Below are 24340 nucleotides of genomic sequence, written 5' to 3'. Positions count from 1 at the left end.
ACGGCGATAATAACGATGCAAATATTAAAAAAACAGCTTTCGGTCAACAGCTACCCGTTCACCCTAACTCAGGCCATCATATTTACCTTAGCCACGACAATTCTCGTCGTGCTGCTGACGACATATGCTTTTCTCTACTACGAAGGTTATGCTTTTTTTGATGAGGTGAGTGAGGATATTCTGCGTGCGAAAAGAGTCAATATCGAGGAAGTCATCCACGATTATATTGATGTTCCCGCGCAATCGAACGCGATACTGGTTCATGCGATCGGACGTCAATCCAGTACTGCGATCCCGGTTCGCAGCCTGATCGGCGAAATGGTCAATACCACCAATAACGTCTTCAGCAACAAACATTATCTGAATCTGGTCGGATTTGGCGCGGTCAATGGCGATTTTATTCAAGTGGCGCGCGGCCAGGCCGAGTCGAATGATTATCTTGCGGTAAAAGATGCGCAAACAGATCACCATCTGACGGCGTATAGTCACCTGACGGTGAACTCATTGGAAAAAGCGGTGCTTGCGGATTATCAAATAACGCAGCGCGAATGGTATGCGGCGGTTGCCAAAGACCAGCGTCCGCACTGGACAAAACCCTTTCGCGATTATGAATATGAAAATGAAATTGGCGTTGCGTTCAGCTCGCCCGCATTCAATCGCCAGGGACAGTTTGTTGGCGTCGTCGCCAGCGAGTTGCACCTCAACGAACTAAATAAAAGTCTGGAAAATTTTAAACCCCATCCTGAAAGTATTCTGCTGATTGTTAATGAAAAAAATGAGCTCATTTCTTCATCAGTGCCATCATTGACGCGAAATATGCTGGCCGGGGGAAAACACTCACGGCTGAATCTACAAACGCTTGAAAACACTCATTTACCGGTTGTTGTGGCAGCCAGTCGCACGTTAAAAGCGAATCACCATACGGGATTGCAGTTTTTCAGTTCCGGCAAAGAAGAATATTATGTTGATGCTTTTCCAATCACCGACCGTGATGACATATTGCACTGGACGGGGATTGTGATTAGCCCGGCGAGAATGATTACCCATACCATCATTAAATATATAGCCATTACCATGAGCATGCTGTTTGTCATTTTTGTACTTGGTCTGCTGGTGGTTTTCTATGGCCTGGCGAAGGTGGTAAAACCTCTGCGAGATATTGTCCGTAAAGCGGATCAGCTTGCGACGCACCGCTGGACGCCGCCAGATAATAAGCGACATTTCCCGGAAATAGCCTCTCTGGAAACCACATTTATGGCGCTATCGCATAAGCTGGCAGAAAGTTTCGACGCCCAACGGCGTGAAATAGAGGAGGATAAAACCACCGGGTTATTCTCACGGACAGGGTTACTGCGTCAGACATCGCTATATCAAGGTAGAAACCTGCTCGCGCTGGTGCATATCAGTAATATGAACGCTATTATCAATTCCTTAAGTACGGAGTATGGTGAAAAATTTATTAGCGATTATATTCTTCGCCTGCATAATTTACTGCCGACGAATACGCTGATTGCCCGCGATACAGTGGATAAGCTCATCGTGGTTTTTCCAGGACAAACTCAGCCAAAAGAGCGTCAGCGCTACAGAGAACTGCTCTCCTCACTATTTATCGACGTCAATAATGAAGCGTCTCCTACGGCAAGCAAATACGTTTATACCGGCAATATTGGCCTGGTGAAGACTGAGATCCACGCAGAGAATATTGAACAAACGTTGCGTGAGGCATGGATTGCATTACGCCATGCGCAGAAACAGGGAAACGGCGTTGCGACGTTTTTCAGCGGCGAGATGCATGAGGCTGAGCTTTATAATATCCAACTCCATGAGCATCTTCATGATGCGATCCAGCAACATGAATTTCATCTGATGCTACAGCCAATTGTGGATTTGCGGGATCAAAGCGCTTTTCAGGAAGGAGAATGTTTGCTTCGCTGGCGCTCCGAAACGGTAGGCGAAATTCCTCCCGATCGTTTCCTCCCCCTGGCGGAAGAGAGCGGGTTGATAATCCCGCTGGGACGCTGGATTATTGAACAGGCCTGTCGGGAGCTTTCCGCGATGATTCTCCGCGGGGCGCCGGCGAACTTTATTCTGCATATCAACGTATCGGCGATTCAACTCCTGCAACAGGATTTTGCCTGGCATTTAATGGATGCGATTTATCGTCATGGGCTGGTCACGGGCAATATTTGTCTTGAGATAACCGAACGGTTATTGATGAATGATGCTGTGCGAATTAGCCGGATGATTGCTTATCTCCGCCGCCATGGTATTGCCGTCGCGCTGGATGATTTTGGCGTCAATTTATCCAGTTTGCCTTATTTACATACGCTGTCATTTGATAGCATCAAAATTGACCGCCGTCTGATTTGCCAATTTGCCGATGATGATAAAGCAGAATCGATGATTGCATCGCTGATTGTGCTGGCTCAGGGGTTTAAGGTACCCGTCGTTGCTGAGGGTATTGAAGATGAGGCGATAAAAAACCAGTTACGCGACCTCGGTTGCCAGAAAGCGCAAGGTTATCTGTTTGGTCACCCGGCGCCATTTGCCGACTTTCCCTTCCTGGCAAGTGCATTGACGGCGAGCGATAATCTATAGACAGAGAAATGTATCGCAGTGAAGCATTCATTTTGAAGTTAGTGTAGTATGTTCGCCCACGCAGGCGCGCGCGCTGTTTTACAGTGCTGACGAATGGCGCCTTAAAATGTGTAAAGTATTTATATAACAACAGGTTGGTGGTTTTATATGGCCTGTTGTTGCCAAAGCATATCAGACGCCTGGGAAGGCGACACCTAAAGGAAGCTCTATGAGCGAGAAATTACAGAAAGTGCTGGCTCGTGCTGGCCATGGCTCCCGCCGCGAAATTGAAACTATCATCGAAGCTGGACGCGTCAGCGTGGATGGTAAGATCGCAACCCTCGGCGATCGTGTTGAAATCGTACCTGGTTTGAAAATCCGTATCGACGGTCATCTTATTTCGGTAAAAGAATCTGCCGAGCAAATTTGTCGGGTATTGGCCTATTACAAACCAGAAGGCGAACTCTGCACCCGTAACGATCCGGAAGGGCGCCCAACGGTTTTCGACCGTCTGCCGAAACTGCGCGGCGCGCGCTGGATTGCGGTAGGTCGCCTCGATGTGAACACCTGCGGCCTGCTGCTGTTTACCACCGATGGTGAACTGGCGAACCGTTTGATGCACCCAAGCCGCGAAGTTGAGCGTGAATACGCCGTCCGCGTTTTCGGCCAGGTCGATGAAGACAAACTGCGCCAGCTGGCGCGTGGCGTACAGTTAGAAGATGGCCCTGCAGCGTTTAAAACGATTAAGTTCACCGGCGGTGAAGGGATCAACCAATGGTATAACGTTACCTTGACCGAAGGGCGCAACCGCGAAGTGCGTCGCCTGTGGGAAGCCGTCGGCGTTCAGGTCAGCCGTCTTATCCGCGTACGCTACGGCGATATTCTGCTGCCGAAAGGCCTGCCGCGCGGCGGCTGGACTGAACTGGATCTGGCGCAGACCAACTATCTTCGTGAACTGGTGGAGCTGCCAGCGGAAACCGAAAGCAAAGTAGCGGTGGAGAAAGATCGCCGTCGTATGAAAGCGAATCAAATCCGCCGCGCCGTCAAGCGTCATAGCCAGACCAGCGGCAATCCTCGCCAGGGGAATAACGGCAACCGCCGTTCCAGCACCCGCAACAAGACTAACGGCTAATGCTGTACATTCCGGCGGGTTCCCGCCGGGATGCTCCTCTTTTCCCTCGCTTGTGACATTTTTCACACTTTCGCATAAAGACAAGAAACAGGAATTACGCAGACAAATAACGCAAAGTGATGTTATTAGCGTCGCCATATACTGTCGGCACTGATTACAAAACAGGTAGCCCGCAATGAGTACAACAACAAAGTTATCGGCAAGCTATGTGGTCATCGGCGTAAAAGAAAAGATAGGCTATGGCTTAGGCGATTTCGCCTCTAATTTATCGTTCGGTTTTGTCTCGTTATTCTTACTGTTTTTTTATACTAATGTTTATGGCATCAGCGCGGTACAGGCGAGTCTGATCTTTGTGATTGCCCGGGTGATTGACGCAATTTTTAATATCCTGATTGGCTTTGCAATTGATAAAACGCAGAGTAAATATGGCAAATTGCGTCCCTGGCTATTATATGGTGCGATACCGTTAGGCTTTTTAACCGTGTTGTGTTTTGTGCCATTTGGCGGGGAAGTTAAATTTTATTTCGCGCTGGCCTCCTATACCATCTATTGCCTGGCCTATACGGCGGTTAACACACCTTATTCGGCATTGACCAACCGCTTGACGCAGCATGAGGCCTCGCGTTCGTCGCTGTCGGTATATCGCTTTGTGTTGGCTATTGTCGGGTATCTGATTGTTTCCACAACGGCAGACTGGCTGATTTCGCCCTTTAACGACAAACAAATGGGCTATGTCTTTGCCGTTTCCTGCTTTGCGCTGTTAGCGACTTTTATGTTTCTTGCCTGTTTTGGCATGACCAAAGAACGCGTTGGCGAAGAGGATAAAATGAATGCGCCGACGCTTCGCGAAATGTTCCGTGCGGTATTAGGTAATGCACCACTGATTCATCTTTCATTATTTACCGTGTTTTTCTATATCGCCTATACCGTATGGATGGCGATCGCTATTTACTTTATTAAATACATTATCGGTAGCGAAGGGTTTACCGCTACTTTCTTCATGATTCAGTCTGGCGCTTATATTATTGGAACCATTATCTCTGAGAAAGTGATTGCGTTAATGGGGAAAAAGAAAATGGCGCTTCTGGCGTTGTTAATTGGCGTGCTGGGAGTGCTGATGCAATATTTCATTGCTGGTAATAACCTGTGGCTGATAATGATTGGCGTGTGTCTTTACAGCATTACGCTTGGCATGGGCTTTGTCGCCATGTGGTCGATGATTGCCGACACCGTCGAATATGCTGAATGGCATCACGGTGTACGCTCTGAGGGCGCCATCTACGGTTTCTTTAACTTCATCACCAAAATTGCGATGGCGATTGGCGGCGGCTGCGCGGGCTGGATGCTGGATCTCTATCACTATGATGCGGGTAATGTGACCAGCGATGCGATTAATGGCATCAATATTCTGATGACGCTTTTCCCCGGCGCAATGTTCGCCATCAGCGCCATCTTCGTGGCCTGCTATGCGTTAGATGAAAATACCTATCGCGATATCGTGCAGAAAATCAGCCTGCGTAAGCAAAACGCGCTTTAACCTCAAGGAGTCAGAGAGATGAACAACGATTTTAGTACCGTTATCGCCGCCATGTCGGTAGAGGAAAAAGTGGCGCTGCTGACCGGCAGCGGCCTGTGGCGCACGGCATCGATGCCGCAGCACGGTATCCCCGATATCGTGATGACCGATGGTACCTACGGCGTGCGCTATAGCAGCGCGCAAATAGATGGCAATGAAAAGTGGAGCATGGATGACTTCATCTCGGTGATTACCCAAACCGCCGACCAGGCCAGCGCCGACGAGCCTGTCGCCAAGGGCGGCAGCGAAGCGTTGTTCAGCGCCTCGCTGCCGGCCACCTGTTTTCCGAATGGCTCCAGTCTGGCCTGTAGCTGGGATGTTGAACTGGTACGGGAGATGGGCGAAGCGCTGGGGCGCGAATGCCAACAGATGGGGGTGGGTATTCTATTGGGGCCGGGAATTAACATTCGGCGCACCCCGCTGGCTGGACGCGGCTATGAATACTATTCAGAGGACCCGGTCGTTAGTGGGGATATCGCCGCGGCGCTGATTAACGGCTTACAGGCCGAAGGCATTGGCGCCAGCCTTAAACATTTTGCCGCCAATAACTCCGAGTATCGGCGTACCGAAATGGATTCGATTATTGAGGAGCGGGCGCTGCGTGAAATCTATCTCGCCGGATTTCAACGAGCGATCGCCAAATCCCAGCCCTGGACGGTGATGTCTTCTTATAACCGTCTTAATGGCGTTCAAACATCGCAGGATCCGTTCTTACTGACCCAGGTATTGCGTGATGAATGGGGGTATGACGGTCTGGTGATGTCCGACTGGTACGGTATTAAAGATCGCCCGGCATCGCTGCTTGCCGGCAACGACCTGGCAATGCCGGAAACCCGCCGGGACAAACAAACCCTGCTGGCGGCAATCTCCTGCGGCGAGGTACCGATGCCGGTGGTCGACCGGGCGTGTCTGCGGATGCTGGAACTGGTTGATAAAGTGCAACGACATCGCCGGCCGCACACGCGTGCTGACTTTGCCGCACACCATGCGTTATCGCAGCGTTTAGCGGCAGAATCCATCGTATTGCTGAAAAATGATGACAATCTGCTGCCGCTGAAGCCACACAAAACGCCGCGCATCGCGGTGATCGGTAAACCCGCTCAGGAGCCGGTTATTCAGGGCTCGGGTTGTGCCACCACGGTTCCCTATTTACTCGACCGTCCGCTGGATGAGATTTTCGATCTTGCCGGGGATGACTTTAAGGTCACTTGGGCGCCGGGCGCGCCAGACGACAATCAAAGCGACGAGCAGGCGCTGGCGCAGGCGCGTGACGTCGCCGGAGCCGCCGATGTGGCAGTGATTTTTGTCAGCACGGCGGTCGGTGAAGATGGCGAGAATGGCGATCGCCAGGATCTGAATATTCTTCCCGCGCACGAACAGCTGATCCGTGAGGTCGCCGGGGTACAGCCAAACGTGGTTGTGGTGTTGGCCAACAGCGATGCGGTGGTGATGCCATGGCTTGGCGAATGCCGGGCGCTGCTGGAAACCTTCTTCGCCGGACAGGGGATGGGGCGCGCTGTGGCTGAAATTCTCTTCGGTAAGCGCAACCCCTGCGGTAAGCTAACCGTCACGGTGCCAAATACTCTCGAAGAGACGCCTGCCTGGCTACAGTATCCGGGGGAAAACCTGCGCCATCACTATGGCGAGGGCCTATTTGTCGGCTATCGCTATTACGATAAACGCCTTCTTTCGCCGCGTTTCCCGTTTGGCTTTGGCCTGAGCTATACCCAATTCAGCTATGCCAATCTTGCGCTTTCCGCATCGCGGCTTGCCGAAGGCGAAACCCTGCATGTCGCCTTTGATTTAACGAATATCGGCGATTGCGAGGGCAAGGAGATTGTACAGCTGTATGTTACGGCCCCGAAAGGGGAGCTGATCCGCGAGGTTCGCGCGCTGAAAGCCTTTAGCAAAGTGTCGTTGCTGGCAGGGGAAACGCGTCGCGTTGAGCTTGCGCTGCCCGTCGCTGATTTAGCCTGCTATCATCCGGGGCTGGCGGATTGGCTGGTGACCCCAGGGCAGTGGCAAATCTATGTGGGCGCCTCGTCTCGCGATCTTCCCTTAACGGCAAGTGTTGAGATTGATTGCCCTGCGCGCTACGTACCGCTGCGCGACGACAATTCTCTGCAGCAGCTTATTCAACAGCCGGAAGCCTTTGCCCGCGTGGTAGCGCTGATATCGGCGAAGAGCGGGGTAGCGCCAGACCTGGTACGTGAAAAGCTTATCCGTCTGGCGCCGGATCTGTTCTGTGGTTTGCTGATTGCATTGACTGAGTTCCTGGCGCTGGATATCGATCGCGACGAACTCAATGCCGTGCTGGCGGGTCATTAATCAACAAAAGTTCAGGAGGTACTCCGTGTTCCCGTTTTCAGTGACGCATCCCCGTCAGGTGACACAAAGCGGGCAGCCGGCGACCAATAGCGGCTACGAGCTGATCGCCTTCGACGCTGAGAAACTCAACGTCTTCGCCGCCGAGGTGCGCTACTGCGAACCTCACTGGCACCCGGCGCCGGAGCTTATCACCGTCCTGCATGGCGGTTTCACGCTGGCCGTCGGCCAGCGGGAGTGGCAATTGTGCGCGGGCGATATGTTGTATATCAACGCGGAGGAAGTGCATTCACTCAGCGCGGAGATGCCCGGTAGCCAACTGGTCACCGTGCAGTTTTCGCCAGGTCTGTTTGATGAAATGCATCCTTCTCCGCGGCTGGAGTGGTGTACCGCCGGGCGTATTGCGCAGAGCGTGGATTGGCAGGTGCGCCAGCGGTTAACGGCGCTGCTGCAACAGCTTGTCGATAACCGTACGCCATTCCAGCGTATCGCGGCGATATATTTGCTGCTTGATGCATTGGTGACGGCAGGAGAGCCTCAGGAGCGTGAGGAGAGCTCGCTACGCGAAGAGTCGATGATTAAAAAAGGCATTGATTATATTAATCTGCATTACGACCGGCCATTGACCTTGAGCGAAGTGGCAGAGCACAGCGGCATGAGCTATTCGTGGTTTTCCCGGCTGTTTAAGCGGGTGAGTCGTTACAACTTTAAAGAGTATCTGACCCTGGTGCGGCTGAATAAGGCTCGCAATCTACTGCGTGATACGCGTACGCCGATCACCGAAATCAGCCATAGCTGCGGTTTTCAGGAGCACAAATACCTGATCGCCGCCTTTAACAAATACTGCGGACTGACGCCGACCGAGTACCGCAAACGCTTTGTTTCGCGGCAAAACGTCCTCGACCAGCAGCTGGCGCTCGGCGAGGACTGCGTATGCCTGCCATTAAACGGCCAACTGCTGGCGAGGCTGGCGGTTAGTAATCAATCCCCATCTGCGCTTTGACCCCGGCGTCAAAGGCGTGCTTTACCGGGCGTAGTTCGCTGACGGTGTCAGCTATCTCGATAATCTCGCGGTGGCAGCCGCGGCCAGTAATCATCACCGTTTGATGCGCTGGGCGGTTGCGCAGCGCCGTCAGCACTTCTTCCAGCGGCAGATAGTCGTAAGCCACCATGTAGGTCAGTTCATCCAGCAGTACCAGATCCAGGCTATCGTCGGCGAGCATTCGGCGCCCGTGCTGCCAGACATCGAGACAGGCGGCGGTATCGCTGTCGCGATTTTGCGTATCCCAGGTAAAGCCGGTGGCCATCACCTGGAACTCGACGCCGTGCGGCTCCAGCAAATTACGCTCACCGTTAGGCCAGGTACCTTTGATGAATTGCACCACGCCGGCTTTTTTACCGTGTCCAACCGCGCGGGTGACGGTACCGAAGGCGGCGGTGGTTTTGCCTTTGCCGTTACCGGTAAATACCATGATCAAGCCGCGTTCTTGCTGGGCGGCGGCGACCCGCGCATCGACTTTGTCTTTTACCCGCTGCTGGCGCTCGCGGTAGCGTTGATCGCTCATTGGGAGATCCCTGGTTTACGCCCCGGCTGGGCATCGAAGGTCATACCGGTTTTGCGCCGGCTATCGTCGCCCATCAGCCATAAATAGACCGGCATGATATCGGCGGGGGTTTTCAGCTTTTGCGGATCTTCTGTCGGGAAGGCGCTGGCGCGCATTTTGGTACGCGTCCCGCCGGGATTAATACAATTTACCCGCAGATGACGGCTTTGGTACTCTTCGGCCAGGACCTGCATCATCCCTTCGGTAGCGAATTTAGAGGCCGCGTAGGCGCCCCAGTTGGCGCGGCCCTGGCGGCCAACGCTGGAAGAGGTAAACACCAGCGAGCCGGAATCGGACTTGAGTAATAAAGGAAGAAGCGCCTGGGTGAGCATAAACGTGCCGTTAACGTTTACCTGCATCACCTGCTGCCATACCTCAGGATCCTGCTGGTCCATCGGACAGACGTCGCCAAGCAGGCCGGCATTGTGCAGCACGCCGTCAAGGCGCGGGTAGTGAATCGCGATTTTCTGCGCCAGCTGCTGGCACTCCTGCGGCGTGCAGGTCAACAGGTCGAGGGTGAACCAGCGTGCCGCAATACCGCCAGCCTGTTCAATTTCTTGCGCGACGCCGCGCAGTTTTTCTTCATTGCGGCCAACCAGGACCACGCTTGCGCTGTAGCGCGCATAGGTGAGGGCGGCTTCACGGCCAATGCCGTCGCTGGCGCCGGTGACCAGAATGATACGGTCTTTAAGTAGGTGATATTGCGGTTGATAGTGCACGGCGACTCCTCTGCTGGCCTGCGTACGGCCATGTCTTATTCGGTATCTTACTTTTGCGCTTTATGCCTCAAACGATTGATGATTGCAATCAGTCAAAGGGAAACTCTTCGCAGAATTAATATCTTGCAACGATTTCATTGCGACAAAAAAAACGGGAATGCGCCTCGCAGCGCACGGAAAGCGCAGAGACTTGATGATAAAGGCTGATGTACACTGTGCGTCAACGTCAGTGCTTTACACAAGGTGAAAACGTGGAATTACTTGCTCAGTACGGCTTATTTTTAGCCAAGGCTGCGACTATCGTCGTCGCCATTGCGGTTATCGCCGCCATTATCGTTAATCTGACTCAGCGTAAGAAGCAGCGCGGCGAGCTGCGGGTAACGAATCTTAGCGAGCAATATAAGGAGATGAAAGAAGAGCTGGCGGTGGCGCTACTGGATGGCCCGCAGCAAAAACTCTGGCATAAAGCGCAGAAGAAAAAACATAAGCAGGAAGCCAAAGAGGCCAAAGCGCGGGCAAAATTGGGTACCGCGGAACCCAGCGGCAAGGCGCGTGTCTGGGTGCTGGATTTCAAAGGCAGTATGGATGCTCATGAGGTAAGCGGCCTGCGTGAAGAAATTACGGCGGTGCTGGCCTCGGCGAAGGCGCGCGACCAGGTGGTGGTGCGTCTGGAAAGCCCTGGCGGGGTGGTTCACGGCTATGGCCTGGCGGCTTCGCAGCTGCAGCGCTTACGTGATAAACAAATCCCGCTAACGGTCGCGGTCGATAAGGTCGCTGCCAGCGGCGGCTATATGATGGCCTGCGTGGCGAACAAAATCGTCTGCGCGCCGTTTGCTATCCTTGGCTCGATTGGCGTAGTGGCGCAGATCCCCAACATCAATCGCTTCCTGAAAAATAAAGACATCGATATTGAACTCCATACCGCCGGGCAATATAAACGCACGTTAACCATGTTGGGCGAGAACACTGAGGAAGGTCGACAGAAGTTCCGCGACGATCTCAATGAAACCCATCAGCTTTTTAAAGATTTCGTCCATCAGATGCGCCCGTCGCTGGATATCGAAAAGGTGGCGACCGGCGAGCACTGGTACGGCGTGCAGGCGCTGGAAAAAGGGCTGGCGGATGCGGTACAAACCAGCGATGAACTCCTGTTGAGCATGATGGATAATCACGATGTGATTAGCGTGCGTTATCAGCAGCGTAAGAAATTGCTCGATCGCGTTACCGGGAGCGCGGCGGAAAGCGCTGACCGTCTATTGTTGCGCTGGTGGCAGCGTGGACAAAAACCGTTAATGTAATAAAAACAACGCGAGGCTGATACCTCGCGTTGTTGTTTCTGGCTGGCTTAAGCCGAGAGCCGGCCCATCAATGACTGGCGATTAATCAACCAGGTGATACTTATCTGACAACTCATGAGCGAGATACTTGAACATGTTAAATACGGCAGTGCTCTTCGCTGTCGGCAAACCTTGTTCATCAAGATAAAACTCGCCGCTGAACACCAAAACCCCGTTACGCTGAACGACGTTGGTGGCTTCAATTCCGGCTAACGTATCTTCATGATCGCGAATGAGTTGGTTGGCAATTTCAAGTAACGCCTGGCGTTCGATGGGTTGGGTTGTACCTTGCATAACGGACTCCTGTAGTTCTTCGCCGGTAGTCTACGCCGCGAGAGGGCAACGGGCAAATTTTCCATTGATTGTGCAGGGGTAATTGCAACTGGCTAAGAAACATCACTTTACTGGCGGAGTTAGCTTTTGCATGCTAATAAAGTTGCGTAACGAATTTTATCAGGTACAGTGTGACGCTTTCAGCGATCTGGCAACAGATTTGCTTGACATTCGGCCAAAAATTCTTCGTGCTATGCAACCTGGCTCGCAAAAGCCAGCAAACTCAGCTATCTGGTTTTATGGATGTGAAACTGGGCGTGCAGAGGGTTGATATCCATCGACGTGGCCGCAACATATCAGGCACGTCGCTAGTGGATGGTGAATCAATGTGCGATGTATTCCTGGATGAATTAAATTAGGTAAAGGTGAATATGGGTAAAGCTCTCGTTATCGTTGAGTCCCCGGCAAAAGCCAAAACGATCAATAAGTATCTGGGTAATGACTACGTGGTGAAATCCAGCGTCGGTCATATCCGCGATTTGCCGACCAGTGGCTCAGCTTCCAAAAAGAGCGCCGACTCTACCTCCACCAAAGGGGCTAAAAAGCCTAAAAAGGATGAACGTGGCGCTCTGGTCAACCGCATGGGCGTGGACCCATGGCACGACTGGAATGCGCATTATGAAGTACTTCCGGGTAAAGAAAAGGTAGTTTCAGAACTCAAACAGTTGGCGGAAAAAGCCGACCACATCTATCTCGCAACCGACCTTGACCGCGAAGGGGAAGCCATTGCCTGGCACCTGCGGGAAGTTATCGGTGGTGATGAGCAACGGTACAGCCGCGTGGTGTTTAATGAAATCACCAAAAACGCGATTCGTCAGGCTTTTGAGAAGCCGGGCGAGCTGAATATCGATCGTGTTAATGCCCAGCAGGCGCGCCGCTTTATGGACCGCGTCGTGGGCTATATGGTTTCTCCACTGCTGTGGAAAAAAATTGCCCGTGGTCTGTCCGCAGGACGCGTGCAGTCTGTCGCAGTCCGCCTGGTCGTTGAACGCGAGCGCGAAATTAAAGCCTTCGTTCCGGAAGAGTTCTGGGAGATCGACGCCAGTACTACCACGCCGGGCGGCGACGCGTTACCGCTGCAGGTGACTCACAAGAATGACAAGCCGTTCCGTCCGGTTAACCGCGACGAAACCATGGCTGCCGTCGCGCTGCTGGAAAAAGCGCGCTATAGCGTGCTGGAGCGCGAAGATAAGCCGACCAGCAGCAAGCCGGGGGCGCCGTTTATCACCTCCACGCTGCAACAGGCCGCCAGTACCCGTCTTGGCTTCGGCGTGAAGAAAACCATGATGATGGCCCAGCGTTTGTATGAAGCCGGCCATATTACCTACATGCGTACCGACTCAACCAACCTGAGTCAGGATGCGCTGAACATGGTTCGCGGCTATATCAGCGATAACTTCGGCAAAAAATACCTGCCTGAAAACGCGAATCAGTACGCCAGCAAAGAAAATTCGCAGGAAGCGCACGAAGCGATACGTCCTTCTGACGTGAACGTGATGGCGGAATCGCTGAAAGACATGGAAGCCGATGCGCAGAAATTATATCAACTGATTTGGCGTCAGTTCGTCGCCTGTCAGATGACCCCGGCAAAATACGACTCAACCACCCTGACGGTACAGGCTGGCGAGTTCAAACTGAAAGCCCGCGGACGTACGCTGCGCTTTGACGGCTGGACGAAAGTGATGCCCGCGCTGCGTAAAGGCGATGAAGACCGTACGTTACCGGTGGTCAATCAGGGCGACAGCCTGAGCCTGGTGGAACTGACCCCAGCGCAGCACTTCACCAAACCGCCTGCGCGTTTCAGCGAAGCCTCGCTGGTGAAAGAGCTGGAAAAACGCGGCATTGGTCGTCCGTCCACTTATGCGTCGATCATTTCGACCATCCAGGACCGCGGCTATGTACGTGCCGAGAACCGTCGTTTTTACGCTGAAAAGATGGGTGAAATCGTCACCGACCGTCTGGAAGAGAACTTCCGCGATCTGATGAACTACGATTTTACCGCTCAGATGGAAGACCGCCTCGATCAGGTGGCTAATCATCAGGCCGAGTGGAAACAGGTACTGGATAACTTCTTTGGCGATTTCACTTCCCAGCTACAGACGGCTGAGAAGGATCCTGAAGAAGGCGGCATGCAGCCGAACCCAATGGTGCTGACCAGCATCGACTGCCCGACCTGCGGGCGTAAAATGGGCATTCGTACTGCCAGTACCGGGGTATTCCTCGGCTGCTCTGGCTACGCGCTGTCGCCGAAAGAGCGTTGCAAAACCACTATTAACCTGGTACCGGAAAACGAAGTCCTCAACGTGCTGGAAGGCGATGATGCCGAAACCAACGCGCTGCGCGCTAAACGTCGCTGTCAGAAATGCGGCACCGCGATGGACAGTTACCTTATCGATCCGAAGCGCAAACTGCATGTCTGCGGCAACAACCCGACCTGCGATGGCTATGAGATTGAAGAGGGCGAGTTCCGTATCAAAGGCTATGACGGCCCTATCGTGGAGTGTGAGAAATGCGGCTCCGAAATGCACCTGAAAATGGGGCGTTTTGGTAAGTACATGGCTTGTACCAACGACGAGTGTAAAAATACGCGTAAGATCCTGCGTAATGGCGAAGTGGCTCCGCCGAAGGAAGATCCGGTGCCTTTACCGGAACTGCCATGCGAGAAGTCCGACGCTTACTTCGTCCTGCGCGATGGCGCGGCGGGCGTTTTCCTGGCGGCAAACACCTTCCCGAAATCACGTGAAACGCGTGCGCCATTAGTGGAAGAGTTGTACCGCTTCCGCGATCGCCTGCCTGAAAAGCTGCGTTATCTGGCCGATGCGCCGCAGCAGGATCCGGAAGGCAATAAAACGCTGGTACGCTTTAGTCGTAAGACCAAGCAACAGTACGTCTCCTCCGAGAAAGAGGGCAAAGCGACCGGCTGGTCCGCTTTCTTTATCGACGGCAAATGGACTGAAGCGAAAAAGTAACCTTCTGAATGGGCCGCAATGCGGCCCATTTTCTCTCCGATTATCCACGCGCACCGCCTCGTCGCTCCCGCTTTATAACCGACTTATTATTTTTTGTTACCATCTATACACTGTAGATATAAATGATATAGTGGTTATAGCGAATCACTTTTTTATTATCAAATCGTCTTATACATCATCGGTTTCAGGACGCGTTGTGGCGCTGGTTCGGCGCGCCGCAGGGAATGTCTGGCATTTTGCCGCCAGCAGGCAGCAGTCTGAACATAATGTGTATTAAGCGGATTCATTTTACGCGTTTACGGATATCAGCCATGAAACTACAGCAACTCCGCTACATCGTTGAGGTTGTTAACCATAACCTGAATGTCTCCTCTACCGCCGAAGGCTTGTATACTTCGCAGCCAGGCATCAGCAAGCAGGTGCGGATGCTGGAAGATGAGTTAGGGATTCAGATATTTGCCCGCAGCGGCAAGCATTTAACTCAGGTCACTCCAGCCGGGCAGGAAATTATCCGCATCGCGCGCGAAGTGCTGTCCAAAGTTGAGGCCATTAAATCCGTGGCAGGGGAGCACACCTGGCCGGATAAAGGCTCATTGTACGTCGCCACCACCCATACTCAGGCGCGTTACGCGCTGCCTGGGGTGATTAAGGGCTTTATTGAGCGTTATCCGCGGGTCTCTTTGCATATGCATCAGGGGTCGCCGACGCAGATTGCAGAAGCGGTTTCGAAGGGCAATGCCGACTTTGCCATTGCTACCGAAGCGCTGCATCTGTACGACGATTTGGTGATGCTGCCGTGTTACCACTGGAACCGCTCAATTGTGGTGACCCCGGATCACCCGCTCGCTTCTAAAGGCTCGGTGACCATTGAAGAGCTGGCGCAGTACCCGCTGGTGACTTATACCTTCGGCTTCACCGGACGTTCCGAACTGGATACCGCATTTAATCGCGCCGGGCTCACTCCGCGTATCGTCTTCACCGCGACTGATGCCGATGTTATCAAAACCTATGTGCGTTTAGGGCTTGGCGTTGGAGTCATTGCCAGCATGGCGGTCGATCCAGTGTCCGATCCGGACCTGGTAAAACTTGATGCCAATGGTATTTTCAGCCACAGCACCACCAAGATAGGCTTCCGCCGAAGTACCTTCCTCAGAAGTTATATGTATGATTTTATTCAGCGTTTTGCGCCACATTTGACGCGGGATGTGGTAGACACAGCCGTGGCGCTACGTTCGAATGAGGATATAGAGGCGATGTTCAAAGATATTAAACTGCCGGAAAAATAATCGTATTGCTAAATGGCATTTCCTCCGGGGAGTGCCATTTTCTATTATGGACCTTATCAGAACTTATAAACCTCGTTGTAATCACATTTCTGCGTATTTCACTTCATTACTTTTTCATTATACCCGCTGCGATCAAAATAACGGCTAAAAGCCTTTTACCTGTTCCTGAATTAGCTGGATCTATTTTATATATCTTATTAAGATTTATCTGTACCTGATGATTTTAGCAATTGGTGGTGATGAAATGATAAACAATATCGATTATACAAAGCTCGCGATGTCATACCAACGTGACAAAGCGGAAATCGATCCAACGCTGCGCAGTCAGGTCTGGGGCTCACTGCTGGTGGGGCTTAGCGCTTTCTGGTGCATCGTTGCATTATTCATCTGGATTATTAGCTAAAGCAGTTTATCAGAGAAGGTTATATTTCACTTTTGTGACAAAAGGAGGTTGGTAAAATTAGCACCCGGAATTGTGAAACAATGTGGAAGAAATTATTTTCCGACTTATCAGCTTTAAATGTTAATCCATCCTGAGCTAATCACGGCTTGTCGTGATTAGCTCTTTTTCTATTCCCGCTCAGTGAACAGCTTCGGAACTTACTTACTCTCATCAAATATATCCGCGCTGTAATACTATTCTCGTCAAAATTTCTGAATTGTACGGTTTTGTCAATTTTAGCAATTTGAGTTGTTATCAAAGTGTTATGTCAGGTTTGTGTTATCTTTAATAAAGACCCTGAGGAGTTCAGGGCATGCATCCCTGTGATAAAGGAGGAGCTATGTCGTCAACATTACGAGCAGCCAGTAAGGATACGCTACAGGTCAAAGACAAAACCTACCATTACTACAGCCTGGCGCTGGCCGCTAAACAACTGGGCGATCTCACTCGACTGCCCAAATCTCTCAAAGTTCTGCTTGAAAACCTCCTGCGCTGGCAGGACGGCGATTCGGTCACCGAACAGGACATTCAGGCGCTGGCCGGCTGGCTGGCGACAGCGCATGCTGACCGCGAAATCGCTTATCGCCCGGCACGCGTGCTGATGCAGGATTTCACCGGCGTACCGGCGGTGGTCGATTTAGCTGCCATGCGCGAAGCGGTAAAACGTCTGGGCGGCGATACGGCGAAAGTGAATCCGCTCTCGCCGGTTGACCTGGTGATTGACCACTCGGTGACGGTGGACCGTTTTGGTAATGAAAACGCTTTTGAAGACAACGTGCGTCTTGAAATGGAGCGGAACCACGAGCGTTATGCTTTCCTGCGCTGGGGACAGCAGGCCTTTAGCCGCTTTAGCGTTGTGCCGCCGGGTACCGGGATCTGCCACCAGGTGAACCTTGAATATCTCGGCCGTGCCGTCTGGAGCGAACTGCAGAATGGCGAATGGGTGGCGTACCCGGATACGCTGGTGGGTACCGATTCGCACACCACCATGATCAACGGCCTTGGCGTATTAGGGTGGGGCGTCGGTGGGATTGAAGCGGAGGCCGCGATGCTTGGCCAGCCGGTATCCATGCTCATTCCCGATGTCGTTGGTTTCAAGCTGACCGGTAAACTGCGTGAAGGGATCACCGCGACCGACCTAGTGCTGACAGTGACCCAGATGCTGCGCAAACACGGTGTGGTAGGCAAGTTCGTCGAATTCTATGGCGATGGTCTCGACTCGTTACCGCTGGCCGACCGGGCGACCATTGCGAATATGTCGCCGGAATATGGCGCGACCTGCGGATTCTTCCCGATCGATGCAGTGACCCTCAGCTATATGCGCCTGAGCGGGCGCAGCGAAGAGCAGGTGGCGTTGGTTGAAGCTTATGCCAAAGCGCAGGGTATGTGGCGGCAGACGGGCGATGAGCCGGTCTTTACCAGCACCCTGGCGCTGGATATGGGCACGGTTGAGGCCAGCCTCGCCGGGCCGAAACGGCCGCAGGATCGCGTCGCGTTGGGCGATGTGCCGAAAGCGTTTGCCGCCAGTAACGAACTGGAAGTGAATCAAACGCAAAAATCGCGCCAGCCGGTTGATTATACGCTCAATGGGCAACGCTATTCGCTGCCGGAAGGCGCGGTGGCGATTGCGGCAATCACCTCATGTACCAATACCTCCAACCCGAGCGTGCTGATGGCCGCCGGCCTGCTGGCGAAGAACGCCGTTGAGCGCGGCCTGAAACCGCAGCCGTGGGTGAAAGCCTCGCTGGCGCCGGGTTCGAAAGTGGTTTCTGATTATCTGGCGCATGCCGGGTTGACGCCTTATCTTGATGAGTTGGGCTTTAACCTCGTAGGGTACGGTTGCACAACCTGTATCGGTAACTCCGGGCCGCTGCCGGAACCTATCGAAGAGGCAATCAAAAAAGGTGACCTGACCGTCGGCGCAGTGCTCTCCGGCAACCGTAACTTCGAAGGTCGTATCCATCCGCTGGTGAAAACCAACTGGCTGGCGTCGCCACCGCTGGTCGTGGCTTATGCGCTGGCTGGCAATATGAACATTGACCTGACCCGTGAACCGCTCGGCGTCGGTAAAGACGGTAAGCCGGTGTTCCTGAAGGATATCTGGCCGAGCGGCGAGGAGATTGCTCGCGCGGTGCAGCAGGTTTCCACCGACATGTTCCGTAAAGAGTATGCCGAAGTCTTCGAAGGCACCGAGGAGTGGAAAGCGATTCAGGTTGAGCGTTCCGATACCTATCGCTGGCAGGATGACTCTACCTATATTCGCCTGTCGCCGTTCTTTGATGAGATGGAGGTTGAGCCGAAACCGGTAGAAGATATTCACGGCGCCCGGATCCTGGCGATGTTAGGCGATTCAGTGACCACCGACCATATCTCTCCGGCAGGAAGCATCAAGGCAGATAGCCCGGCAGGACGCTATTTGCAGGAGCACGGCGTGGCGCGCGGTGATTTCAACTCTTATGGGTCGCGACGCGGTAACCATGAAGTCATGATGCGCGGCACCTTTGCGAATATCCGTATCCGCAACGAAATGGTGCCGGGCGTGGAAGGGGGGATGACGCGTCATTTGCCGGACACGCAGCCTATCGCCATCTACGATGCGGCTATGCTGTACAAAGCTGAAGGTACCCCTCTGGCGGTGATCGCCGGTAAAGAGTATGGCTCAGGCTCCAGCCGCGACTGGGCGGCAAAAGGGCCGCGTCTGTTGGGCGTGCGGGTGGTCATTGCCGAGTCCTTCGAGCGTATTCACCGCTCCAACCTCATTGGCATGGGAATATTACCGCTGGAGTTCCCGCAGGGCGTGACGCGTAAAACGCTACAGCTGACCGGCGAAGAGCGGATCGATATCAGTAACCTGCAGGCGCTGCATCCTGCGGCAACGGTTCCAGTCACGATTACCCGCGCCGATGGACAGCAGGAGGTCATTCAGTGTCGCTGTCGTATCGATACTGCGACAGAACTGACTTACTATCAGAACGACGGCATTCTGCATTATGTGATTCGTAATATGCTGTAAAAGAAAGGGCCAGCGAATGCTGGCCCTGATTCATTCTGGAGCTGATTTATTTATTCAGCAGATGCCCCATCTTGGCAGCTTTGGTATCGAGATAGTGTTCGTTTTTCGGGTTACGCCCGACGATGAGCGGCACGCGCTCGACGATATTGATCCCCGCCTCGGTCAGAATTTCGACTTTCTTCGGGTTGTTGGTCAACAGGCGAACCTGCTCTACGCCAAGCAGTTTGAACATGTCGGCGCATAGCGTAAAGTCGCGCTCATCGGCGGCAAAGCCGAGCTGGTGGTTGGCTTCGACGGTATCGTAGCCTTGATCCTGTAGCGCGTAAGCGCGAATTTTATTTAACAAACCGATATTTCGGCCTTCCTGACGGTGATAGAGCAGGATCCCGCGTCCCTCTTCAGCGATGTGCGACAGCGCCGCTTCCAGCTGAAAACCGCAATCACAACGCAGACTAAAAAGGGCATCGCCCGTCAGACATTCTGAGTGTACGCGAGCCAGTACCGGGGCTTGCCCCGAAATATCACCATACACCAGCGCGACATGATCTTGCCCGGTTGCCAGTTCTTCAAAGCCCACCATCAGGAAATCGCCCCAGGGGGTTGGCAGTTTGGCTTCTGCCACACGTTTAAGCTGCATGTGATTCTCCAGATTCTGACAGCACCTGAATGTGCTTTCTGTTTACTACTATTTTGCCACAACGCCGCGACGTTCTCCTAATTACCGACGACCGCCTGCGCGGAAAGCGCACAAACGATCTACTTTCCGTTATGATATTCAGAAGGAAAGAGAAGGAGATACGATGCTGTTAATTGCCAAAAGGACCGCCATCGGGGCGGCGCTATTGCTTGTTATGCCCGTTATAGTCTGGCTCTCCGGCTGGCAGTGGCAGCCGGGTCAAGCACCGGCCATGTTGAAAATGTGGTACTGGGTGACTGAAACCGTCACCCAGCCGTGGGGAATAATTACTCACGTAGCGCTATTTGGCTGGTTTTTGTGGTGTTTACGATTTCGTCTGCGCGAAGCGCTGGTGCTGTTTCTCATTCTCGGCGCCGCTATCCTGGCAGGACAGGGGCTTAAATCCTGGATCAAAGAACGGGTGCAGGAACCACGGCCGTTTGTGATTTGGTTAGAACGAACCCAACAGGTTCCGGTGGCGCAATTCTATGAGTTAAAACGTAAAGAACGCGCTAAACTGGTGCATGAGCAATTGGCTGAACAACAGACAATACCGGGGTTCTTGCGTAAACACTGGCAAAAAGAGACCGGTTTTGCCTTTCCGTCCGGTCATACCATGTTTGCCGCCAGTTGGGCGCTACTGGGGGTAGGGCTGTTGTGGCCGCGCCGGCGCTGGGTAACTATCGGTTTGCTGTTGGGTTGGGCTACTGCGGTCATGGGCAGTCGTCTGGCGTTGGGTATGCACTGGCCGCAGGATCTTATCGTGGCGACCAGCCTTTCATGGCTGCTGGTTACCGCAGCGACCTGGCTCACGCAGCGTTTTTGCGGCCCGTTAACCCCGCCTGTTGAAGAGGCGAGCGATATCAAAAAACGCGCAACCTGACGGCGTTTATGTTGAATTTCGCGGCATCTGGCCGCATATCATGATGGGTGTCATGCTTTTCCATTTCACCACTGCGGTGAAAATGATACTTTATAGGGCTTGAACGCGTTTTACTCGCGTCACCCACAGAACGGGAAGTCATGTGAAATATTTACTTATTTTCTTACTGGTATTAGCTATCTTCGTCATCTCTGTGACGCTGGGCGCGCAAAATGACCAACTGGTCACGTTCAACTATTTGCTTGCCCAGGGTGAGTTCCGTATCTCCACGCTGCTGGCGGTACTGTTTGCTGGCGGATTTGCCATTGGTTGGCTGATCTGTGGTCTGTTCTGGCTGCGGGTACGTGTGTCGTTGGCGCGCGCCGAGCGTAAAATTAAACGCCTGGAGCAGCAGATCGCGCCAGTGGCCGCGGCGCCCGCTGATGCCGGCGTCCCTGCGGTCAAGGAATAACCTTCTATGCTGGAGTTGTTGTTTCTGCTTCTTCCCGTTGCCGCTGCCTATGGATGGTATATGGGGCGCAGGAGCGCACAACAGTCCAAACAGGACGATGCTAGTCGCCTGTCGCGTGATTACGTGGCCGGGGTCAACTTCCTGCTGAGCAATCAGCAGGACAAAGCCGTAGATCTGTTCCTCGATATGTTAAAAGAGGACACCGGCACCGTCGAAGCTCATCTGACGCTTGGCAACCTGTTTCGTTCCCGTGGCGAAGTTGACCGCGCCATCCGTATTCACCAAAGCCTGATGGAGAGCGCTTCGCTCACCTACGATCAACGCCTGCTCGCCGTCCAACAGTTGGGGCGCGATTATATGGCCGCTGGCCTGTACGATCGCGCGGAAGATATGTTCAAGCAGCTGGTGGATGAAACCGACTTCCGCCTGGGCGCGCTACAACAACTGCTGCAGATTTATCAACTGACCAGCGATTGGCAGTCCGCCATTGAAGTCGCCGAACGGCTGGTAAAATTGGGCAAAGAAAAACATCGCAGCGACATCGCCAACTTCTGGTGTGAACTGGCGCTACAGCAGATGGCCAGCAACGATCTCGATAAAGCGATGACGCTGCTGAAGAAAGGCGCGTCTGCGGACCGCAACAGCGCCCGCGTCTCGATTATGATGGGGCGCGTGTGGATGGAAAAAGGCGACTACGCGAAAGCGGTAGAAAGCCTGGAACGGGTGATTGGCCAGGATAAAGAACTGGTGGGTGAAACCCTGGAAATGCTGCAAACCTGTTATCAGCAGTTGGGTAAGCATGCGGAGTGGGAAGCGTTCTTGCGCCGCTGTGTAGAAGAGAACACCGGTGCGACGGCGGAACTCATGCTGGCGCAGATTATCGAGCAGCAGGAGGGGGCGGAAGCGGCGCAAAGCTATGTAACTCGCCAGTTGGAACGCCACCCAACGATGCGCGTGTTCCATAAACTGATGGACTACCATCTTAATGAGGCGGAAGAAGGGCGCGCGAAGGCGAGTCTGGGGGTTTTGCGTAACATGGTTGGTGAACAGGTGCGGAGCAAACCGCGCTACCGCTGCCAGAAGTGCGGTTTTACTTCCCACACCCTGTACTGGCACTGCCCGTCCTGCCGCTCGTGGGCGACTATCAAGCCGATTCGCGGCCTGGATGGTCAGTAACTTCTAAAAAAAGCCAGACTTTAGTTACAACATACTTTTCTGGGTTTTACCATGCCCAATCCTGTTGCCGCGTGCCCGTTTTTGTCTGTAGAGGGGAAAAAGCAGCCTGTCATTTTCCCCGCTTCGCAGGTAGAATGCTGCCCGTTTACCTTTTTTGCGCCCTGGCGGCGCTCATCCACAATTAAGGTCCGGTCATGACGTCTACTGCTACCTCTTCTCCTCGCGTTATCACATCCTCTCCCGTCGTTGTTGCGCTTGATTATGATAACCGTGACAAGGCGTTAGCCTTTGTTGATCGAATCGATCCCCGCGACTGCCGGTTGAAAGTAGGTAAGGAGATGTTCACGCTGCTGGGGCCGCAGTTTGTTCGCGACCTGCATCAACGCGGCTTTGAAGTGTTCCTCGACCTGAAATTCCACGATATTCCTAATACCACCGCACGTGCGGTCGCCGCTGCGGCGGAACTCGGCGTATGGATGGTGAACGTTCACGCCTCCGGCGGCGCGCGTATGATGACGGCTGCCCGCGAGGCGCTGTTGCCGTTCGGAAAAGAGGCGCCGTTACTGATTGCGGTCACCGTATTGACCAGCATGGAAGCCAGCGATTTGCAGGACCTTGGCATCACGCTTTCTCCTGCCGATCATGCCGCTAAACTGGCTGCGCTAACCAAACGCTGTGGTCTCGACGGCGTAGTCTGTTCCGCGCAGGAAGCCGTCCGCTTTAAGCAGGAGTTAGGGCAGGAATTTAAGTTAGTCACGCCAGGGATCCGCCCTACAGGCAGCGATGCTGGCGACCAGCGCCGAATCATGACCCCGGAACAGGCGCAGCAGGCGGGAGTTGATTATATGGTGATTGGTCGCCCGGTTACCCAGTCTGCCGATCCGGCGGCAACGCTTGCGGCAATCAACGCATCGCTGAAGCAGGGGGCGTAATGAGTGATTCTAATAGCCGCCTGGTTTACTCCACCGATAGCGGCCGTATCGAAGAGCCGAAAGCGGCGCCGCAACGAGCGAAAGGCGATGGCATCGTGCGTATTCAACGCCAGACCAGCGGGCGCAAAGGAAAGGGCGTCTGCCTGATTACCGGCATCGATCTGGATGACGACGCGCTGGCGAAGCTGGCCGCTGAGCTGAAAAAGAAATGCGGCTGCGGCGGTTCACTGAAAGATGGAGTGATTGAAATTCAGGGGGATAAACGCGACTTGCTGAAATCACTGCTGGAAGCCAAAGGGATGAAAGTGAAATTAGCGGGTGGCTAAGATAATTTCTATGAAATAAACAACAAGGCCACGGTATTTACCGTGGCCTTAATTATTTGTAGATGCGTGAGTCAGTAACTACGAAATTATTATTAATTTAATATGCGGGGTGGTTATTTGCCAACCTGGTGGCCAATGATGCCGCCAACCGCTGCGCCACCCAGGGTGCCCAGGGTGCTGCCGTCAGTTAATACCGCGCCGCCCAGTGCGCCGGCGCCGGCGCCGATTGCGGTGTTACGGTCGCGTTTAGACCAGTGAGAGCAAGCGCTCAGAGACATTACTACAGTAACCGCCAGTACGGCCGCAGCCATTTTTTTGCTCATCGAAGTCATCATTTTATTCTCCTGAATAATCTATTCATGGATACAACTTCCTTTAAGCATAGCAACAGGCTATGACTTACGGGTTATTCCATGAAACTTAAGTTGCGCAGGTGTTGCTCTAATCACGCAGGTGATAGTCACTTCCTGTTATATCGCTAATAATAATTCTACTTATTTTAAAATTTAACGTCAGGTAAAAAATCTTAATTGCGGGTCGGAATACTCTCAGACGCAGAAGGGACGCCAACGCCATTTTATCG

Annotated in this window: 20 protein-coding genes; 15 read left to right on the top strand and 5 right to left on the bottom strand. The window is 53.3% G+C overall.

The genetic code is table 11. The features are described 5' to 3' along the window. The first annotated feature begins 15 nt into the window (after positions 1-15). The 5 genes from AC2CGP_RS03930 (at position 16) to AC2CGP_RS03910 (ending at position 8613) form a co-directional block, all read left to right on the top strand. Positions 16-2598: a bifunctional diguanylate cyclase/phosphodiesterase gene (locus AC2CGP_RS03930; protein ID WP_213759737.1), complete on the top strand. Its 2583-nt coding sequence runs from the start codon at positions 16-18 to the stop codon at positions 2596-2598. Between the two features lie 208 nt (positions 2599-2806). Continuing rightward, positions 2807-3709, top strand: coding sequence for a 23S rRNA pseudouridine(2605) synthase RluB (gene rluB / locus AC2CGP_RS03925; RefSeq protein ID WP_015366215.1), 903 nt, complete (start codon positions 2807-2809; stop codon positions 3707-3709). A gap of 175 nt (positions 3710-3884) precedes the next feature. Further along, positions 3885-5246, top strand: a complete 1362-nt coding sequence (locus AC2CGP_RS03920; protein WP_032714718.1) for an MFS transporter — start codon at positions 3885-3887, stop codon at positions 5244-5246. Positions 5247-5264: 18 nt separating this feature from the next. After that, positions 5265-7613, top strand: coding sequence for a beta-glucosidase family protein (locus tag AC2CGP_RS03915; RefSeq protein WP_182941156.1), 2349 nt, complete (start codon positions 5265-5267; stop codon positions 7611-7613). Positions 7614-7638: 25 nt separating this feature from the next. Further along, on the top strand, positions 7639-8613 hold the full coding sequence (locus AC2CGP_RS03910; RefSeq protein WP_213706649.1) for a helix-turn-helix transcriptional regulator: 975 nt from the start codon (positions 7639-7641) through the stop codon (positions 8611-8613). On the opposite strand, the gene cobO is transcribed toward AC2CGP_RS03910, so the two are convergent. Both cobO and AC2CGP_RS03900 read right to left on the bottom strand, forming a co-directional pair. Further along, entirely contained in the window at positions 8585-9175 is a 591-nt protein-coding gene (cobO, locus tag AC2CGP_RS03905) for a cob(I)yrinic acid a,c-diamide adenosyltransferase (RefSeq protein WP_015366219.1), read from the bottom strand. The genes AC2CGP_RS03910 and cobO overlap by 29 nt on opposite strands. Continuing rightward, entirely contained in the window at positions 9172-9933 is a 762-nt protein-coding gene (locus AC2CGP_RS03900) for a YciK family oxidoreductase (protein ID WP_015366220.1), read from the bottom strand. Before AC2CGP_RS03900 ends, cobO begins: the two co-directional genes overlap by 4 nt. A gap of 251 nt (positions 9934-10184) precedes the next feature. On the opposite strand from AC2CGP_RS03900, the gene sohB reads away from it, so the two are divergent. Then, positions 10185-11231: a protease SohB gene (gene sohB / locus AC2CGP_RS03895; protein WP_015366221.1), complete on the top strand. Its 1047-nt coding sequence runs from the start codon at positions 10185-10187 to the stop codon at positions 11229-11231. Between the two features lie 81 nt (positions 11232-11312). Here the strand turns inward: sohB and AC2CGP_RS03890 are convergent, their stop codons facing one another. Further along, positions 11313-11564 carry a YciN family protein gene (locus AC2CGP_RS03890; protein WP_015366222.1) on the bottom strand — a complete coding sequence of 84 codons (252 nt, stop codon included), beginning with the start codon at positions 11562-11564 and terminating at the stop codon, positions 11313-11315. 410 nt (positions 11565-11974) lie between these two features. Here AC2CGP_RS03890 and topA point away from each other — a divergent pair, with 410 nt between their 5' ends. The 4 genes from topA (at position 11975) to acnA (ending at position 19313) form a co-directional block, all read left to right on the top strand. Then, positions 11975-14572 carry a type I DNA topoisomerase gene (gene topA / locus AC2CGP_RS03885; RefSeq protein WP_045360425.1) on the top strand — a complete coding sequence of 866 codons (2598 nt, stop codon included), beginning with the start codon at positions 11975-11977 and terminating at the stop codon, positions 14570-14572. Between the two features lie 311 nt (positions 14573-14883). Next, complete coding sequence (cysB, locus tag AC2CGP_RS03880) at positions 14884-15858, top strand: HTH-type transcriptional regulator CysB (RefSeq protein ID WP_015705738.1); 975 nt, start codon at positions 14884-14886, stop codon at positions 15856-15858. Between the two features lie 244 nt (positions 15859-16102). Further along, positions 16103-16261 carry a YmiA family putative membrane protein gene (locus AC2CGP_RS03875; protein ID WP_072057012.1) on the top strand — a complete coding sequence of 53 codons (159 nt, stop codon included), beginning with the start codon at positions 16103-16105 and terminating at the stop codon, positions 16259-16261. 379 nt (positions 16262-16640) lie between these two features. After that, on the top strand, positions 16641-19313 hold the full coding sequence (gene acnA / locus AC2CGP_RS03870) for an aconitate hydratase AcnA (protein WP_015705737.1): 2673 nt from the start codon (positions 16641-16643) through the stop codon (positions 19311-19313). Positions 19314-19359: 46 nt separating this feature from the next. Here the strand turns inward: acnA and ribA are convergent, their stop codons facing one another. Further along, positions 19360-19950, bottom strand: coding sequence for a GTP cyclohydrolase II (ribA, locus tag AC2CGP_RS03865; RefSeq protein WP_015366227.1), 591 nt, complete (start codon positions 19948-19950; stop codon positions 19360-19362). A 163-nt stretch (positions 19951-20113) separates the two neighbouring features. Between ribA and pgpB the strand changes: the two genes are divergently transcribed. The 5 genes from pgpB (at position 20114) to yciH (ending at position 23757) form a co-directional block, all read left to right on the top strand. Then, positions 20114-20872, top strand: a complete 759-nt coding sequence (gene pgpB / locus AC2CGP_RS03860; RefSeq protein ID WP_015366228.1) for a phosphatidylglycerophosphatase B — start codon at positions 20114-20116, stop codon at positions 20870-20872. A 142-nt stretch (positions 20873-21014) separates the two neighbouring features. Beyond that, a complete protein-coding gene (locus AC2CGP_RS03855; protein ID WP_015366229.1) occupies positions 21015-21323 on the top strand; it encodes a LapA family protein in 309 nt (102 codons plus the stop codon). Between the two features lie 6 nt (positions 21324-21329). Then, positions 21330-22499, top strand: coding sequence for a lipopolysaccharide assembly protein LapB (gene lapB / locus AC2CGP_RS03850; RefSeq protein ID WP_015366230.1), 1170 nt, complete (start codon positions 21330-21332; stop codon positions 22497-22499). Between the two features lie 194 nt (positions 22500-22693). Beyond that, the gene (gene pyrF / locus AC2CGP_RS03845; protein WP_015705735.1) at positions 22694-23431 is read left to right on the top strand and encodes an orotidine-5'-phosphate decarboxylase; all 738 of its coding nucleotides are present in this window, start codon (positions 22694-22696) and stop codon (positions 23429-23431) included. After that, positions 23431-23757 (top strand): stress response translation initiation inhibitor YciH, encoded by a 327-nt coding sequence (yciH, locus tag AC2CGP_RS03840; RefSeq protein WP_015705734.1) that lies wholly within the window; start codon positions 23431-23433, stop codon positions 23755-23757. The genes pyrF and yciH overlap by 1 nt, the downstream gene beginning before the upstream one ends. A gap of 113 nt (positions 23758-23870) precedes the next feature. Here the strand turns inward: yciH and osmB are convergent, their stop codons facing one another. Continuing rightward, positions 23871-24089 (bottom strand): osmotically-inducible lipoprotein OsmB, encoded by a 219-nt coding sequence (gene osmB, locus AC2CGP_RS03835; protein ID WP_026612282.1) that lies wholly within the window; start codon positions 24087-24089, stop codon positions 23871-23873. Positions 24090-24340: the final 251 nt, after the last annotated feature.

This window comes from Klebsiella sp. SYXHC3 (genome assembly GCF_057196925.1).
Note: the sequence above shows the minus strand (reverse complement) of the source record. Positions and strands in the feature narration are given on the sequence as shown.

Excerpts from the sequence above, each read along its gene's own strand:
- rluB (WP_015366215.1), top strand. The coding sequence starts at position 2,807 with ATGAGCGAGAAATTACAGAAAGTGCTGGCTCGTGCTGGCCATGGCTCC.
- acnA (WP_015705737.1), top strand. The coding sequence starts at position 16,641 with ATGTCGTCAACATTACGAGCAGCCAGTAAGGATACGCTACAGGTCAAA.
- lapB (WP_015366230.1), top strand. The coding sequence starts at position 21,330 with ATGCTGGAGTTGTTGTTTCTGCTTCTTCCCGTTGCCGCTGCCTATGGA.
- ribA (WP_015366227.1), bottom strand. The coding sequence starts at position 19,950 with ATGCAGCTTAAACGTGTGGCAGAAGCCAAACTGCCAACCCCCTGGGGC.
- yciH (WP_015705734.1), top strand. The coding sequence starts at position 23,431 with ATGAGTGATTCTAATAGCCGCCTGGTTTACTCCACCGATAGCGGCCGT.
- AC2CGP_RS03920 (WP_032714718.1), top strand. The coding sequence starts at position 3,885 with ATGAGTACAACAACAAAGTTATCGGCAAGCTATGTGGTCATCGGCGTA.
- AC2CGP_RS03875 (WP_072057012.1), top strand. The coding sequence starts at position 16,103 with ATGATAAACAATATCGATTATACAAAGCTCGCGATGTCATACCAACGT.
- topA (WP_045360425.1), top strand. The coding sequence starts at position 11,975 with ATGGGTAAAGCTCTCGTTATCGTTGAGTCCCCGGCAAAAGCCAAAACG.
- osmB (WP_026612282.1), bottom strand. The coding sequence starts at position 24,089 with ATGACTTCGATGAGCAAAAAAATGGCTGCGGCCGTACTGGCGGTTACT.
- AC2CGP_RS03915 (WP_182941156.1), top strand. The coding sequence starts at position 5,265 with ATGAACAACGATTTTAGTACCGTTATCGCCGCCATGTCGGTAGAGGAA.
- AC2CGP_RS03890 (WP_015366222.1), bottom strand. The coding sequence starts at position 11,564 with ATGCAAGGTACAACCCAACCCATCGAACGCCAGGCGTTACTTGAAATT.
- pgpB (WP_015366228.1), top strand. The coding sequence starts at position 20,114 with ATGCTGTTAATTGCCAAAAGGACCGCCATCGGGGCGGCGCTATTGCTT.
- cysB (WP_015705738.1), top strand. The coding sequence starts at position 14,884 with ATGAAACTACAGCAACTCCGCTACATCGTTGAGGTTGTTAACCATAAC.
- cobO (WP_015366219.1), bottom strand. The coding sequence starts at position 9,175 with ATGAGCGATCAACGCTACCGCGAGCGCCAGCAGCGGGTAAAAGACAAA.
- AC2CGP_RS03930 (WP_213759737.1), top strand. The coding sequence starts at position 16 with ATGCAAATATTAAAAAAACAGCTTTCGGTCAACAGCTACCCGTTCACC.
- pyrF (WP_015705735.1), top strand. The coding sequence starts at position 22,694 with ATGACGTCTACTGCTACCTCTTCTCCTCGCGTTATCACATCCTCTCCC.